This window comes from Mesorhizobium sp., from assembly GCF_965229135.1.
In the GTDB taxonomy this organism is placed as follows: Bacteria; Pseudomonadota; Alphaproteobacteria; order Rhizobiales; family Rhizobiaceae; genus Mesorhizobium.
In genome coordinates this window covers 2,910,250-2,925,959 of record NZ_OZ245860.1, presented here as the reverse complement: position 1 = coordinate 2,925,959, position 15,710 = coordinate 2,910,250, and the positions used below count along the sequence as shown (strand labels likewise).

The following is a 15,710-nucleotide window of genomic DNA, read 5'->3' as shown; positions in this document are numbered from 1 at the left end:
GATCCTCGGCTGCTCAATTCCGCTTGAAGTCGCGCTGCTGTCAACCATCTTGATCCGGCTAGCGCGGCCAGGCCGGAGTAATCATCATGGACCTCGTATTTTCCTCGGCAACCGATCTCGCTGCCGCTATCGCCAACCGCAAAATCTCCGCCATCGAAGCGCTCGACGCGCATCTGGCGCAGATCGACGCCCACAACGAGGCCATCAACGCCGTCATTTCGCTCGACCGGGAAGGGGCCCGCGAGAGCGCGAAGAAGGCCGACGCGGCACAGGCGCGCGGTGAGGCGCTTGGACCGCTGCATGGCGTGCCGTTCACCCTGAAGGACACGCATGAGGCAGCAGGCATGAAGACCACGGTCGGCTTCCCGCCCTTCGCCGATTATGTCGCCAGGCAGGACAGCCCGGTCGTTGCCCGGCTGAAGGCGGCCGGGGGCGTGCTGATGGCCAGGACCAATGTCGCGATCATGCTGTCGGACTGGCAGTCGAACAATCCGCTGTTCGGCCGCACCAGCAATCCCTGGAATCTTCAACGCACGGCGGGTGGCTCCAGTGGCGGCGCGGCGGCGGCCATTTGCGCTGGCATGACGCCGTTCGATGTCGGCAACGACATGCAGGCTTCGATCCGGCTGCCGGCCGCCTTCTGTGGCGTCCATGGGTTGAAACCGACCGAGCATCGCGTCTCGCTGGCCGGTGCTTTTCCCGATCCGGGAGGGACCGCGCGCGGCGTGCGCCTGATGTCATGTCTCGGACCGCTGGCGCGCAGCGTGCAAGACCTGTCATTGATCTATCGAATCATCGCCGGACCGGACTGGCGCGACACCGATCTTGCACCGGTGCCGGTCGAGGACATGCCGAAGCTCGACCTCAAGGCATTGCGCATCGCCTTCGTGCCGTCCTTTCCCGGATTTCCAGTGGCCGGCGATATCGGTGCCGCGGTCGAAAATCTAGCAACGCAGTTGCGATCGGCAGGCGCGATCGTCGAGGAAGCCAAACTTCCCAAGCTCGATTTGCACGACGATCTGGAGCAAGGCGGCGCGTTGATCGGCATGATGATGGAGGCCGCGCGACCCGAGCCGCCGGAGAAGCCGACACCGGTTTCGCGCTGGTTCGAGGCGCTGGCTCGTCGCGATCGCTCGATACTGGCCTGGGACCAGTTTTTCGAAAGCCGGGACGCGCTGCTGTGCCCGGTCGCCATGACCACGGCTTTCCCGCATTGCGATCCCGGCACATCGATCGTGGTCGACGGCAGGCAGCAGAGCTATTGGATGCTTCCAGCCCATGGCGCGATCTTCAACTACAGCGGCCACCCCGCGCTTTCGATACCGTGCGGGCTGGACAGCGACGGCCTGCCGATCGGCCTGCAACTGGTCGGCAAACGCTGGTCGGAGTCGCGGCTGCTTGGCATCGCCAGGGCGATCGAGCCATTGACTGGCGGCTTTCGCCGCCCGCCAGGCTATTGAGCGAAACGCGACAGGCCATATGGGGCTAGCAATGGATCGCGCTCGCCGTCGAGGATTTCCTGGGCGGCGAACAAGCCGACGACCGGGGCCAGCGTGATCCCGGAATGCATGACCGCGATATAGACGCCGTCCGTTCCCTTGGCGCGGCCGATGATCGGAAAGCCATCGACCGGTGTCGGACGATAGCCAACCGTGTGGAAATCCAGCTCCAGCCCGTCGGCGCCGCGCAGCATGGGTTTCATGGCCGCGAACAGTTCGCGGGCAGTGACGTCGGCATCCATGCCCGGGTCGGCGCCGCCGAAATCCGAACCGGCTATGATACGGCCCTCTGAGGTCTGGCGCATGTGCAGGCGCTTCGCCAACACCAGTCCGTTGAGCAGTTTTTTGTAAGGGCGCGAGTGGACGATGAGGCCGGGCGGCGTCTCGATCGGCAGGTTGATGCCGGCCGTCGCTGCAATGTCTGGCGAGCCGACGCCGGCCGCGATCACCACCTCGTCGGCGGTAATCAATCCATGCGATGTGTCGACGCCGGTAATCTTGCCGTCGGTTTCAACCAGCGCCGTCACCGTGCTGGATATGATGCGCGTGCCATGTCGCTCGGCATCGGCCAGCAGCGCTTTCGTGGCGGCCACCGGCTCGGCGACACCCTCTTCAGCGACATGCAAGGCAAGATCAGGAAGCTCGGTGAGATTGGGCTCGATGCGCGCGGCGGTGGCACGATCGACGCGCTCGATGCCATAGCCCCAGGCGGAATGCCCGGTGGCATATGCTTCCATTTCGGCCGCCGAGAGATCCCAGCACAGGCCACCGCACCAGGAGAGGGGAATGGTGGGGACGTCATTTGCCAGCCGCGACCATTCGGCCATGGCGCGGGTCCGCAGTCGAAAATAAGGCTCCGGGTTACCCCAGGTGGCATTGATCCAGGCGAAGGAGGCCGGCGTCGCGACCCCACCGACTTCACTGTCGGCAATCACCGTCACCCGCGCGCCTGCCTTGGCCAGATGCGAGGCGATGGAGGCGCCGACGATGCCGGTGCCGATGACGATGATTTGTTTGGCTGCACTCATGCTGAACCTTTGGCGGATTTTGAGTGGCATTTCGGTTAGCCGTTACCATATTGGGCGAGGCCTATCTGCCCAAAACTGTTCGACAGGCCCAAGAAGCGCTGCTAGAAGCCCGCGCCACAGACAGGATTCCAGACATTGGCTGAAGACATCGAACAGGCGGTATCGCGCCGCCGCACCTTCGCGATCATCGCGCACCCGGACGCCGGCAAGACGACGCTGACCGAAAAGCTGCTTCTGTTCGGCGGCGCCATCCAACTCGCCGGCGAGGTCAAGGCCAAGAAGGACAAGATCCAGACCCGGTCCGACTGGATGAAGATCGAGCGCGAGCGCGGCATTTCGGTCGTCACCTCGGTGATGACGTTCGAGTATGAGGACAATGTCTTCAACCTCCTGGATACCCCCGGCCACGAGGATTTCGCCGACGACACCTACCGTACCCTGTCTGCGGTCGACTCGGCGGTCATGGTCATCGACGCCGCCAAGGGCATCGAGCCGCGTACGCTGAAACTGTTCGAGGTCTGCCGGCTGCGCGACATCCCGATCATCACCTTCGTCAACAAGATGGACCGCGAAAGCCGCGATCCGTTCGAGATCCTCGACGAGATCGAGCAGAAGCTGGCGCTGGATACGGCGCCGATCACCTGGCCGATCGGTCGCGGCAAGACGTTTTCCGGCACCTATCATCTGGCTCAGAATGCCGTGCGCAGGGGTGACGCTGAGAAGGAACGCACGCCGGTCAACGGTCCTGATTCCAACCGTGTCGCCGGCTTGCTGCCGGAAAACGAGCGCGAGGCCTTTATCGAGGAGCTCGAACTGGCGCGCGAGGCCTGCCGGCCGCTCGACCTTGAAGCCTTCCGCGAGGGCCATTTGACGCCGGTCTATTTCGGCTCGGCGCTGCGCAATTATGGCGTCCGCGACCTGATCGAGGCGCTCGGCGCCTACGGCCCGCCGCCGCGCGCGCAGGAGGCCGATACCCGCAAGGTCGAGGCGACCGAGGACAAGATGACCTCCTTCGTCTTCAAGATCCAGGCCAACATGGACCCCAACCATCGCGACCGAATCGCCTTCGTCCGCGTTTGCTCGGGCAAGCTCGAGCGTGGCATGAAGGCCAAGCTGGTGCGCACCGGCAAGCCGATGTCACTGTCGGCGCCGCAGTTCTTCTTCGCCCGCACTCGCGTCACCGCCGACGAGGCCTTTGCCGGCGACGTCGTCGGCATCCCCAACCACGGCACGCTGCGCATTGGCGACACGCTGACCGAAGGCGAGGAAATCCTTTTCCGGGGCGTTCCGAACTTCGCCCCGGAAATCCTGCGCCGTGTCCGCCTCGGCGACGCGATGAAGGCCAAGAAGCTCAAGGAAGCGCTGCACCAGATGGCCGAGGAAGGCGTCGTGCAGCTGTTCTCCCCCGAGGACGGCTCGCCGGCCATCGTCGGTGTCGTCGGCGCTCTGCAACTCGACGTCCTGAAGGAGCGGCTGAACTTCGAATACACGCTCCCTGTCGAATTCGAGATGTCGCGCTTTTCGGTCTGCCGCTGGATATCGGCCGATGACAAGGCCGAGGTTAACCGCTTCATCGAGGCGCATCGCGGCGACATCGCTCGCGACCTTGACAACGACCCGGTGTTCCTTGCCCAGCACGCCTTCTCGCTCAACTACGAAGCGGAACGCTGGAAGGCGATCACCTTCGCCACGATCAAGGACTATCAGGTTCGCGACCGGGCAGCTTAGCCGTAGCTCCCTTTCCCTTCTCCCCGTTCAAGGGGGAGAAGAAGGTGCCCGGAGGGCGGATGAGGGGCAGCGCCAGCGCTGAAGCCTGCAGCTCACCCCTTCGCCGCCGCTTCGATCTTGGCGATGTCGATCTTGCCCATCTGCATCATCGCATTCATCACCCGGCCGGCCTTGGCCCTGTCAGGATCCTGAAGCAATCTCGGCAATTGCTCCGGCACGACCTGCCAGGAGACGCCGAACCTGTCTTTCAGCCAGCCGCAAGGCCCGGGTTCGCCGCCGCCATCGGTGAGCCTTGCCCAGAAATGATCGACTTCTTGCTGCGTCTTGCAGTCGATGGACAGCGACATCGCCTCGGTAAACTTGTACTGCGGCCCGCCATTCAGCGCCTGGAACTGGATACCGTCGAGTTCGAACGAGGCCACCAGCACCTTGCCTTCCTCGGCGTGGCCTTTCGGCCAGCGTGTCACGCTGAGCACTTTCGAATTCTCGAATATGGAAATGTAGTGGTTCATCGCGTCTTCGGCTTGGCCATCGAACCATAGGAAGGTGGTGATCTTCTGCATCGTCTCTCTCCTCGGGCTGTTTTGGTCGCTGCTACGGTTGAACGGTTGGCTCCGGGAACGGTGCCATTCCCATGCCTTCCGCCCAAGGACGGACGTGCGACACGCGATCCGACAGTGGTGCGCAATTTTCTTTGAGAATCTGGCGCATTGCAAAATTGTGGCCAGACCAAGCTATGGCGGCTATAACGCCTGCGGTCCGAATTCAGCTCCGTCGCGCCGTTCGTCGGCGGCCGCCAGCCAGCTAAGGAAAATTCATGCCTGCCTATCGCTCCCGCACCACCACCCATGGCCGCAACATGGCCGGCGCCCGCGGCCTCTGGCGCGCCACCGGCATGAAGGACAGTGATTTCGGCAAGCCGATCATCGCCGTGGTCAACTCCTTCACCCAGTTCGTGCCGGGCCACGTCCACCTGAAGGACCTCGGCCAATTGGTCGCGCGCGAGATCGAGAAGGCTGGCGGCGTCGCCAAGGAGTTCAACACCATCGCCGTCGACGACGGCATCGCCATGGGCCATGACGGCATGCTCTATTCGCTGCCGTCTCGCGAACTGATCGCCGACTCGGTCGAATACATGGTCAATGCGCATTGCGCCGACGCCATGGTCTGCATCTCCAACTGCGACAAGATCACCCCCGGCATGCTGATGGCCAGCTTGCGCCTCAACATACCCACTGTCTTCGTGTCCGGCGGCCCGATGGAAGCCGGCAAGGTGGTGCTGGCCGGCAAGACGCAGGCGCTCGACCTCGTCGACGCCATGGTCGCCGCCGCCGACGACAGGATCTCCGACGAGGATGTCAAGGTCATCGAGCGCTCGGCATGCCCGACCTGCGGCTCCTGCTCTGGCATGTTCACGGCCAATTCGATGAATTGCCTGACCGAGGCCCTCGGCCTGTCGCTGCCGGGCAACGGCTCGACGCTGGCCACGCATGCCGACCGCAAGCGCCTGTTCGTCGAGGCTGGCCACCTGATCGTCGATCTGGCCCAGCGCTATTACGAGCAGGATGACGAGACGGCGCTGCCGCGCAACATCGCGTCCAAGGGCGCCTTCGAGAACGCCATGACGCTGGATATTGCCATGGGCGGCTCGACCAACACCGTGCTGCACATCCTGGCCGCCGCCCACGAGGGCGAAGTCGACTTCACCATGGAGGACATAGACCGGCTGTCGCGGCGGGTTCCGGTGCTCTGCAAGGTGGCGCCCGCCAAGTCCGACGTTCACATGGAGGACGTTCACCGTGCCGGCGGCATCATGGCGATCCTTGGCCAGCTCGACAATGCCGGGCTGATCAACCGCGACCTGCCGACGGTGCACACCGCCAGCATCGGCGAAGCGCTCGATCATTGGGATATTTCGCGCACCTCCAGCCAGAGTGTCCGCGACTTCTTCCTCGCCGCCCCTGGCGGCGTGCCGACGCAGGTCGCCTTCAGCCAGAACCGCCGCTGGGACGATCTTGACCTAGACCGCGAGAAAGGTGTCATCCGTTCGGCGGAAACGCCGTTCTCGAAAGATGGCGGCCTTGCCGTGTTGAAAGGTAACCTGGCGCTCGATGGCTGCATCGTGAAGACGGCTGGCGTCGACGAATCGATCCTGAAATTCACCGGCCCGGCGCGGGTCTTCGAGAGCCAGGACGCCAGCGTCAAGGCAATCCTGTCGAACGAGATCAAGGCCGGCGATGTGGTCGTCATCCGCTACGAGGGGCCGCGTGGCGGTCCCGGCATGCAGGAGATGCTCTATCCGACCAGCTATCTGAAGTCGAAGGGCCTCGGCAAGGCCTGCGCCCTAGTCACCGATGGCCGCTTTTCCGGCGGCACGTCGGGCCTGTCGATCGGCCATGTCTCGCCGGAAGCGGCCGAGGGCGGTACGATCGGGCTGGTGCGGGAAGGCGATACGGTCGAGATAGACATCCCCAACCGCACCATCCGCTTGGCCGTCAGCGACGAAGAATTGGCCAGCCGCCGGGCGGCGATGGCGGCCAAGGGCGCCTTGGCGTGGAAGCCGGAGGAAAAGCGCAAGCGCAAGGTAACCACCGCCCTGCGCGCCTACGCCGCCTTCGCCACCAGCGCCGACAAGGGTGCGGTGCGGCACGTTCCGGAATAGGGTTCACGCAGGCCCCCATCCGGCCGCGAAGGGTGGGGGCATGGCTCCGAGATCCGGAGCCAACCCTCACGGCATCAACTGGTATTCATAAAGCTTCTGATAGAGCCCGCCTTGGTTGAGCAAGGTCCTGTGCGGACCGCTCTCGATCACCTGGCCGGCTTCCAGCACCACGATTGTGTCGGCCTGGTGCACGGTCGACAGGCGGTGCGCGATGACGATCGTCGTGCGTCCTTCGGTCAGCTGTTGCAGCGCGTCGCGGAACAGCGCCTCTGATTCCGCGTCCAGCGCGCTCGTCGCTTCGTCGAGCAGCAGGATCTCCGCGTTGCGCAGCATGGCGCGCGCGATGGAAATGCGCTGGCGCTGGCCGCCCGACAGGAAGGCGCCGTTCTCGCCGACTTCCGTCTCGTAGCCTTTTGTCTGGGCGCGGATGAAGTCGTGTGCATTGGCGGCCTTGGCGGCGGCGATCACTTCCGCGTCCGTCGCGTCCTGACGCCCAAGCCGGATGTTGTGCATGATGGTTCCGGCAAACAGGAACGTATCCTGGCTGACATAGGCGATCCTTTCCCGCAGGGACGCGAGCGTCGCATGGGAAATGTCCTGGCCGTCGAACAGGATCTTGCCCCCCTGGGGGTCGTACATGCGCATGATAAGGTTCAGGATCGTCGACTTGCCGCTGCCGGAAGGACCGACCAGTGCCGTCATTTTGCCGGGTTCAAGGGTCAGGTTGAACCGGTCCAGCACCAGTGGGCCGTCCTGATACGCGAAGCTGACCGCGTCGAACCGGATCTCGCCCGGACCGGCCAGGAGGGGGCGCGCATCCGGCTTCTCGGCCAATGTCAGCGGCTGGTCGGCCAACTGGAACATCATGCGCACGCCGACAATGCCGCTTTCCAGGGAAATGCGCACGCGGGCGAGTCGCTTGGCTGGCTCGTAGGCCAGGAGCAGCGCCCCGATAAAAGCCATGATGTTGCCCGGCATCTGGCCACCCTGCACGACCAGGAACCCGCTGACGAAGACGGCCCCGGCGATTGCCAGTCCGGCGAGCGTTTCCATCACCGGACTGGTGGCGGCCTCCAGCGCCGCGATGTTGTTGGCGCGGTTCTCCACATCCGCCACGGCCTGGTACATGCGCTTGCGCATCGTGCCTTCGAGACCGAAGGATTTGACGACGCGCACGCCGATCGCGGTCTCCTGCATCACCTGCACGATCTGGCCAACCGAGCGGAATTCCATCGCGGCGAACTTGCGCACGCGCTTCAGGATGCCGTTGACCCCGTAGATGGCAATGGGCCCGACGACGAAGCAGATCACCGACAGCGCCGGCTGCTGCCAAACCATGACCGCCACTAGGGCAACCAGCGTCACAAGGTCGCGTACATAGGATGTGACGACAAGGTCGAGGACGTTGCGTGCCGCCTGCGCATTGTTGGTCATGCGGGTGATCAGGTCGGACGACGAGGTCGAATGATAGAACTCAATGCCTTGCGCCAGGACGCGGTCGTATATCTTGCGCTGACGATCGGCGATAATGGCGTTGCCGACGCGGCTCATGAAATAGGCCTGGATGAAATTGGCGAGGCCCTTGAGAATGAAGATCGTGGCGACCCCGACCGCAATCTGATTGATGCGATCGATTCGCTTGTAGACCACGAATTCATTCGTGATCTGGCTCAGGATCCAGGCGCTGGCGCCAGTCGTGGCGGCCACCACCAGCATCGACACGATGGCGGCGCCGTAGCCGAACTTATGTTCGTGGAAGGACTCTCTGACCAGCCTTGCAATGAGGCGCTGGTTCTCCGTCGACCGGAAAAAACGAAACAAGCGGGCTGATCCTTGAAACTGGACAATGAAGGGCGGCTTATAGAGCCTGTTGCCACTGGAGGGAACCTGCTGGGACCATTCGAAAGAAACGACTGCGGCAGGCTGTCTTTTGCGCCACTGTCGCGACATGATTCTGCAAGGGGATGACGAAGGATGAATTTCGACCTTATCGTGCGCGGCGGAACGCTGCCTGACGGCACCATCGCCGACATCGGCGTGATCGGCGAGACGATCGCGGCAATTGAGCCCGAACTGAACGTCACCGCTGGCACAGTCATCGACGCGCGCGGCAATCTGATCTCGCCGCCCTTCGTCGATCCGCATTTCCACATGGATGCGACGCTGTCCTACGGCATTCCGCGCATCAATGTGTCGGGCACGCTGCTGGAAGGCATTTCGCTGTGGGGCGAGTTGAAGCCGCTGCTGACCCATGAGGCCGTTCGAGAGCGCGCGCTCGCCTATTGCGACTGGGCTGTGTCGATGGGCCTGCTGGCCATTCGAACCCATGTCGATGTCTGCGACGACCGGCTGCTGGCGGTGGAAGCGTTGCTTGATGTGAAGAAAACCGTGGCTCCCTATATCGACCTGCAACTGGTCGCCTTCCCGCAGGACGGTTTCTACCGCTCGCCGACGGCGCGGCAAAACACCATCCGCGCCCTCGACATGGGAGTCGATATCGTCGGTGGCATTCCGCATTTCGAGCGAACCATGGCTGATGGGGCGCGCTCGGTGACGGAGCTGTGCGAAATCGCGGCCGAGCGTGGCTTGATGGTCGATCTGCATTGCGATGAGACGGATGATCCGCTGTCGCGCCATATCGAACAGCTGGCCTTTGAAACGCAGCGCCTCGGACTGCAGGGCAAGGTGGCCGGCTCGCATCTCACCTCCATGCATTCGATGGACAATTACTATGTCTCGAAGCTTCTGCCGCTGATCGCCGAAGCGGGCGTTTCGGCGATCCCCAATCCGCTCATCAACATCATGCTGCAGGGGCGCCACGACACGTTTCCGAAGCGCCGTGGCCTGACCCGGGTCAAGGAAATGCAGGCGCTCGGCATCCGCGTTGGCTGGGGCCAGGATTGCGTCCTCGATCCCTGGTATTCGCTGGGCACCGCCGACATGCTCGACGTCGCCTTCATGGGCCTTCACGTCGCCCAGATGTCGAGCCCGGCCGACATGGCGCGTTGCTTCGACATGGTCACCAACGTCAACGCCGCCATCATGGGCCTCGATCATCTCGGCCTCGCGGTCGGCAAGCGCGCCAGCCTCGTCGTCCTCGATGCGGGCAGTCCCATCGAAGCCTTGCGCCTGCGCGCCGAACGAATCTGCGTCATCGCCAGGGGCAAGGTGGTGGCGGAACGGACGCGGCAGGATACGCGGCTTTCCATCGAGGGCCGGCCGGCGATGGTCAACCGCCGGCATCGCTCGGGTCACGCACAATGATGCGGCAGGCTTGACAGGGCCTGCGTGCCACGCCGGCTTTTGATCCCTGGATCGTCCTATCGCCCGGTGATTAACCTGCGGCGGCCAAGACAGGCCGCGAAGCGGACAGACCTAGCCGATTCCCGGCGCTGGCCTTGCCAAATGGTGGATTTCTCCTCGTCAAAGCCACCGCTACCGTCTACGACCCGGCAAGGCGAGGGAAAAATCAGGACGGCATGACGCAGCCCGTGACGCAGAATTCAACCATCAGGAACGTGCTCCTGGCCGGCATTCTCCTGATGCTGGCCGGTGACTTCCTGTTTGCGCTGAACGATGCAATGGGCAAGTGGCTGGTTGCCAGCTTCTCCGTCGGCCAGGTCGTGCTGATCCGTTCGATCGGCGCCTTCTTCGTGCTCGGCCCGATGATCGCCCACCAGGGCACGGCCAAGCTGTTTCGGATGGAGCGGCTGGAGTTGCAGGTGCTGCGCGTCGTCATGACGACGCTCGACACGGCCTTCTTCTACGCGGCCGTGGTTTACCTGCCGCTCGCCGACGTCATGAGCTTCTACATGGCTGGTCCGATCTATGTCGCGGCCCTGTCGCATCTGCTGCTTGGCGAGAAAGTCGGCTGGCGCCGCTGGGTCGCGATCCTGCTCGGCTTCTGCGGCGTGCTGATCATGCTGAAACCCTCCTCGGCTGCGTTCTCGCTGTCGTCCAGCTTCGCGCTCGCCGGCAGCATCGCCTTCGCCTTCGCGATTATCCTCAACCGGCGCCTGCGCGGCACCAGCGATACCAATCTTGTGACATGGCAGACCATCGGCACGCTGGTGGTTGGCGGCGTGCTGACCATCGGCGCCTGGCAGACGCCGTCGGCACTCGATTTCGGCGCCATGCTGTTGCTGGGCATCGTCTCCTGCGGCGCGCATCTGATGATCACCAGGGCGCTCAAGCTCGCGCCAGCCTCGACGCTGGCGCCGCTGCACTACACGCTGCTGCTTTGGGCGGTCGTTTTCGGGCTGGTGTTCTTCGGCGATGTTCCGGGCCCGCGTATCCTGATCGGTTCGGGCATCGTGGTGCTGGCTGGCCTGTTCATCTTCCACCGCCAGAAGGTGGTCGACACCACCGTGCCGCCGGAGAACGTGCCGAAGGGCGTGAACTGAAGCCGTAAAGATATCAAACGGCTTTGCGTGGGCGATGGCCTTGAAACACAGTCCTTGGCATATCCCCAATCGTCGCTTCAGAATGAAAGCTTATGCACGGCGCTTCGCTGTCGCTTGACGGCATCTCATACAAGGCTTGGTATTTACATGAATATGTTGCGGTGTAATTTGCTTACTCACCGCAATGCAGCTTTGATTCTCGGGTTGGCCGACTGAAATCAATATATCCTGTCGAATTGCGATGCAGGGGGGATCATGGGTACTTTTTCTATATGGCACTGGCTGATTGTTCTGGTGATTATCGGCTTGCCGCTTGTATTTGTTCTACGGTCGGCGCCAGAAGGCGCTAACCGTTTCGGGGACACGCCGGCAGCGATGAATTTCGCCGAGGCCATTTCAAGCTTCTTTCGCAACTATGTGAATTTTTCCGGCAGGGCCAGTCGCTCGGAGTTCTGGTATTCCTACCTTTTCCTCATCCTCGTTGCCTTCGTTATGGGGATAGCTGATGAGCTTGTTCAGAGTAAGATTGCCTCATCGATCTGGAACCTTGTTGTCTTTCTGCCGACAATCGCAATGAGTGCCCGCCGGCTGCATGACATCAACAGAAGCGGTTGGCACCAGCTTCTGGCGCTGTTGTTCCCCATCGGGACCATTGCCCTGATCATCTGGTTCTGCAAGAAGTCCGACAATACAGGGACGTTGCGGGAAATGCAGAAGGTGTTCGGATAAGGCGAACGATAAGGCAGTCGCTCGCTCTGATTGAATTATTTTCCCTTTTTCGCGGACGCCGCCGCAGGCCTTGCCCGGCGTCTGTGATCCGGCGAGCATCAGTGCGATGGACAGAGCGAGGCTCGCTGAAAACTAAGCTTTCACCCTGTCACCGGCTGGATCATACATCGGCTCAAGACGGATCTTTGCCGGCGTGGGCTCCATCGCCACGACAAGCTCGTATTTGCCGGAAGCCAGGAAATCGTCGCTGACGCCGTCGGCGTTGCGCACATACCCGAAGCCGATGTTCTGACCCAGCGTGTAGCCGTAGCCGCCGCTGGTCAGGTAACCAACCGGGTGGCCATTGCGCAGGATCGTCTCGCGCCCGACGAGCACCACCGCCGGATCGTCGACGGTGAAGCCGGCAAGGCGCTTCTTCAATGCGGCGCCGTTGACCGCCTCAAGCGCGCGGCGGCCAATGAAATCCGTGTTCTTGCGCAGCTTGACCGCCCAGCCGAGGCCTGCTTCCTGCGGCGTATCGTTGGGCGTGATGTCCGAACCCCAGGCGCGGTAACCTTTTTCAAGCCGCAGCGATTCCAGCGCCCGGTAGCCCACCGGCCGGATGTCGTGTTCCTTGCCCGCAGCCATCAGCGCGTCGAATATCTCTCCGGTCGCCGCGATTGGCACATGCAGTTCCCAGCCGAGTTCGCCGACATAGGTAACGCGCAGTGCCCGGACCATATGGCCGGCGATGGTTATCTCGCGCGCATGGCCGAACGGGAAGCCGGCGTTGGACACGTCCGCACTGGTCACATCGGCCAGCACGTCGCGGGCCCGCGGCCCCATCAGCGACAGCGTGCCGAAATCCTCGGTCACATCCGCGAGCCTGGCATTGTGGCCCTCGCCTATATGGTCGCTGATCCACGACAGATCATGCGTGCGGAAGCCGGTCCCCGTGACGATATAGAATCGCTCATCGCCGAGCCGCGCCACGGTCAGGTCAGCCTCGATGCCGCCGCGTGTGTTGAGAAGCTGCGTATAGGTCAGCCGGCCGACCGGTTTGCTGACATCGTTGGCGCAGATCCAGTCCAGCGCCTTCAGCGCGTCGGGTCCGCTCAACTCGTATTTGGCGAAGGACGACTGATCGAAGATTCCGACCTTCTCGCGCACATGCCGATGTTCGTCGCCGACCGCGGCGAACCAGTTCTGCCGGCCCATCGAATAGCTGTCTTTCGGCTCAATGCCTTTCGGAGCGAACCAGTTCGGTCGCTCCCAGCCGAGCTTCGAGCCGAACACCGCGCGGTGTTCTTTCAGCCGTTCGTAAAGCGGCGAGACGATGCGCGGTCTGCCGCTGGTGTATTCCTCATGCGGAAAGCCGATCGTGTAGTGCTTGCCGTAGGCCTCCAGCGTGCGCTCGCAGACCCATTGGCGGTCGCTGCGCAGGTTGGAGAACCGCCGGATGTCGACGGCCCAAAGATCCAGCGGCGCCTCGCCGTCGACGGCCCATTGCGCCAGCACCCAGCCGGCGCCACCCCCCGATGCTATGCCGAAGGCATTGAAGCCGGCGCCGACGAACATGTTGGCGCATTCTGGCGCCACGCCGAGAATGAAATTGCCGTCCGGCGTAAAGCTCTCCGGTCCGTTGATCATCTGCCTGACGCCGACGCTTTCCAGTGCCGGCACGCGCGCGATGGCCTGCGTCATGTGCTGTTCGAAATGGTCGTAGTCATCGTCGAACAGCCGGAATTCCCAATCGTTCGGGACGTCCCCGGTCGTCCATGCCTGCGGGTTGGGCTCATACCCGCCCATCACCAGTCCGCCGACCTCTTCCTTGAAATAGGTGCGCCGGTCCGGGTCGCGCAGCGTCGGCGCATCGGTTGCCAGCCCGTCGATTTTTTCGGTGACGATGTACTGGTGCTTCACCGGCTGCAGCGGCACGTTGATGCCGGCCATCGCGCCGACCTGCCTCGCCCACTGCCCGGCGCAGTTCACCACCTTGTCGCAGACGATGTCGCCCTGGTTGGTCTTGACCGCGGTGATGCGTCCATCCTTCATCTCGAAGCCGGTCACGCGCACCGCTTCGAACAGCTTGGCGCCATGCATCCGCGCGCCCTTGGCCAATGACTGCGTGATGTCGGAAGGACTGGCCTGCCCGTCGGTCGGCAGCCAGGAGGCGCCGACGAGATCGCCGGTCTCCATGAGCGGCCACATTCTTTTCACCTCGGCCGGCGATAGCAAGTGCATGTCCATGCCAAAGCTCCTGGCTGTCGTGGCCAGTCTTTGGTATTCCGTCCAGCGGTCGGCATTGGTGGCCAGCCGCAGGCACCCGGTCATCTTCCAGCCGGTGGCGAGGCCCGTTTCGGCCTCCAGCCCCTTGTAGAGATCGACGGAATATTTGAGCACGCGGGTGATCGAAGCCGACGAACGCAACTGGCCGACCAGCCCGGCGGCATGCCATGTCGAGCCTGACGTCAGCTTTCCCTGTTCCAGAAGCACGACATCGGCCTTGTGATCGCGCGCCAGGTGATAGGCCGTCGAACAGCCGATGATGCCGCCGCCAATGACGACGATCCCGGCATGGGTAGGCAATGTCATGGTTTTTGGATCCCGTATTTTGTCCGGTAGTTTTCAAGCGCGATCTCGAGCCGCGTCAGGTTCTCACCGGTATAGGCGACGTAATCGACGCCCGGTGCGTCGAGATGCAGTTCCGAAACCATGCTCCACATCGCCTCGCGCAGCAGCGACGCGCACTGCATGGCGGCGTGCGAGCGGCGGATTTTCTCGTCCGGCTCGCGGCTGAGATAGGCGGTCAGCAGCTTTTCCGACTCCTCCTCCGACATGCCGGCATTGGAAGCTACGCCGGCTAGGTCGAACATCGCGGTGTTGAATCCGGCATATTCGAAGTCGATCAGCCACAGCTTGTGGCCATCGTCGAGCAGGTTGGCCGGCAGCAGGTCGTTGTGGCCGAAGACGATCGGCAACAGCGCCTGCGCCCGCTCGAGTTCGTCGGCGAGCGCCAGGTAGCGCGGTAATTCGTCGGTCATGCGGCTGTCGCCGGCCTTCAGCGTGCGGGCGTAGTCGCGAATGACATGGAACACCCAGAACATGAAGCCTGCGCCCGAAACGTGGTTGGGCATCTCGCGGTGGAAGGCGCGCATCAGGGCAGCGACGCGGCCGATATTGGCGCGCACGTCCTCGGCCAGATAGGTTCGGGCGCCCAGATACTGCGTCACCATGATGCCCGGCTCGGCATAGTGGACGGCTGGCGCGAAGCCTCCAGCGTGCGCCGCGCGCGCGGTCATCACTTCGCGGTCACGAAAGACGTGGTGGAACGGATAGTCCTTGCCGAAGCGCACGACGTGCTGCCCGGCCGCGTCCTTGACCAGGTAGTTCGCGTTGCTGAGGCCACCCGGCAGCGGCGCGATATCAATGCTGCCCGCCCAGCAGGGCAAGGTGCGGATACGGTCTTCGGCGGTCATGGATGGGCTCCCCGTTTGGCGAGGGGTCGACAGCCTCTCACGGACGACACGACGATGCCGTGCGGCCGTGTCGGCATGTGTTCGTGATTTCGAAGTTCTCGTCGGTGCGAATCTCGGGATTGGTACCCCGCGCCGCACCGACGAGCCCCATGAGCCGGCCTTTTCGGGGCCGACATCCGCCCCCGCGGATTCGAACAATGCCG

The 15,710-nt window shown here is 63.1% G+C and carries 11 protein-coding genes; 6 read left to right on the top strand and 5 right to left on the bottom strand.

The window, feature by feature from the left end:
* Positions 1-86 precede the first annotated feature (86 nt).
* Positions 87-1,460, top strand: a complete 1,374-nt coding sequence (locus ACO07C_RS13900; protein WP_421914732.1) for an amidase — start codon at positions 87-89, stop codon at positions 1,458-1,460.
* On the opposite strand, the gene ACO07C_RS13895 is transcribed toward ACO07C_RS13900, so the two are convergent.
* Entirely contained in the window at positions 1,454-2,527 is a 1,074-nt protein-coding gene (locus tag ACO07C_RS13895) for an NAD(P)/FAD-dependent oxidoreductase (protein ID WP_421914731.1), read from the bottom strand. The genes ACO07C_RS13900 and ACO07C_RS13895 overlap by 7 nt on opposite strands.
* Before the next feature lie 135 nt (positions 2,528-2,662).
* Between ACO07C_RS13895 and ACO07C_RS13890 the strand changes: the two genes are divergently transcribed.
* Positions 2,663-4,255: a peptide chain release factor 3 gene (locus tag ACO07C_RS13890; RefSeq protein ID WP_421914730.1), complete on the top strand. Its 1,593-nt coding sequence runs from the start codon at positions 2,663-2,665 to the stop codon at positions 4,253-4,255.
* A gap of 92 nt (positions 4,256-4,347) precedes the next feature.
* Here the strand turns inward: ACO07C_RS13890 and ACO07C_RS13885 are convergent, their stop codons facing one another.
* Positions 4,348-4,818, bottom strand: a complete 471-nt coding sequence (locus ACO07C_RS13885; RefSeq protein WP_421914729.1) for a VOC family protein — start codon at positions 4,816-4,818, stop codon at positions 4,348-4,350.
* A 254-nt stretch (positions 4,819-5,072) separates the two neighbouring features.
* On the opposite strand from ACO07C_RS13885, the gene ilvD reads away from it, so the two are divergent.
* Positions 5,073-6,917: a dihydroxy-acid dehydratase gene (ilvD, locus tag ACO07C_RS13880; protein ID WP_421914727.1), complete on the top strand. Its 1,845-nt coding sequence runs from the start codon at positions 5,073-5,075 to the stop codon at positions 6,915-6,917.
* Positions 6,918-6,983: 66 nt separating this feature from the next.
* Here the strand turns inward: ilvD and ACO07C_RS13875 are convergent, their stop codons facing one another.
* Entirely contained in the window at positions 6,984-8,738 is a 1,755-nt protein-coding gene (locus ACO07C_RS13875; RefSeq protein ID WP_421914726.1) for an ABC transporter ATP-binding protein, read from the bottom strand.
* Positions 8,739-8,891: 153 nt separating this feature from the next.
* Here ACO07C_RS13875 and ACO07C_RS13870 point away from each other — a divergent pair, with 153 nt between their 5' ends.
* From ACO07C_RS13870 to ACO07C_RS13860, 3 genes are all read left to right on the top strand, one after another.
* Positions 8,892-10,181 carry an amidohydrolase family protein gene (locus ACO07C_RS13870; protein ID WP_421914725.1) on the top strand — a complete coding sequence of 430 codons (1,290 nt, stop codon included), beginning with the start codon at positions 8,892-8,894 and terminating at the stop codon, positions 10,179-10,181.
* Between the two features lie 215 nt (positions 10,182-10,396).
* Positions 10,397-11,320: a DMT family transporter gene (locus ACO07C_RS13865; protein ID WP_421914724.1), complete on the top strand. Its 924-nt coding sequence runs from the start codon at positions 10,397-10,399 to the stop codon at positions 11,318-11,320.
* A gap of 255 nt (positions 11,321-11,575) precedes the next feature.
* Positions 11,576-12,049: a DUF805 domain-containing protein gene (locus ACO07C_RS13860; protein ID WP_421914723.1), complete on the top strand. Its 474-nt coding sequence runs from the start codon at positions 11,576-11,578 to the stop codon at positions 12,047-12,049.
* 132 nt (positions 12,050-12,181) lie between these two features.
* Here ACO07C_RS13860 and ACO07C_RS13855 read toward each other — a convergent pair whose 3' ends face one another.
* Both ACO07C_RS13855 and ACO07C_RS13850 read right to left on the bottom strand, forming a co-directional pair.
* Complete coding sequence (locus ACO07C_RS13855; RefSeq protein ID WP_421914722.1) at positions 12,182-14,623, bottom strand: GcvT family protein; 2,442 nt, start codon at positions 14,621-14,623, stop codon at positions 12,182-12,184.
* Positions 14,620-15,507, bottom strand: coding sequence for a phosphotransferase (locus tag ACO07C_RS13850; RefSeq protein ID WP_421914721.1), 888 nt, complete (start codon positions 15,505-15,507; stop codon positions 14,620-14,622). Before ACO07C_RS13850 ends, ACO07C_RS13855 begins: the two co-directional genes overlap by 4 nt.
* Between the last annotated feature and the right edge of the window lie 203 nt (positions 15,508-15,710).

Coding starts and splice junctions, on each gene's coding strand:
- ACO07C_RS13900 (WP_421914732.1), top strand. CDS start 87: ATGGACCTCGTATTTTCCTCGGCAACCGATCTCGCTGCCGCTATCGCC.
- ACO07C_RS13895 (WP_421914731.1), bottom strand. CDS start 2,527: ATGAGTGCAGCCAAACAAATCATCGTCATCGGCACCGGCATCGTCGGC.
- ACO07C_RS13885 (WP_421914729.1), bottom strand. CDS start 4,818: ATGCAGAAGATCACCACCTTCCTATGGTTCGATGGCCAAGCCGAAGAC.
- ilvD (WP_421914727.1), top strand. CDS start 5,073: ATGCCTGCCTATCGCTCCCGCACCACCACCCATGGCCGCAACATGGCC.
- ACO07C_RS13870 (WP_421914725.1), top strand. CDS start 8,892: ATGAATTTCGACCTTATCGTGCGCGGCGGAACGCTGCCTGACGGCACC.
- ACO07C_RS13865 (WP_421914724.1), top strand. CDS start 10,397: ATGACGCAGCCCGTGACGCAGAATTCAACCATCAGGAACGTGCTCCTG.
- ACO07C_RS13860 (WP_421914723.1), top strand. CDS start 11,576: ATGGGTACTTTTTCTATATGGCACTGGCTGATTGTTCTGGTGATTATC.
- ACO07C_RS13855 (WP_421914722.1), bottom strand. CDS start 14,623: ATGACATTGCCTACCCATGCCGGGATCGTCGTCATTGGCGGCGGCATC.
- ACO07C_RS13850 (WP_421914721.1), bottom strand. CDS start 15,507: ATGACCGCCGAAGACCGTATCCGCACCTTGCCCTGCTGGGCGGGCAGC.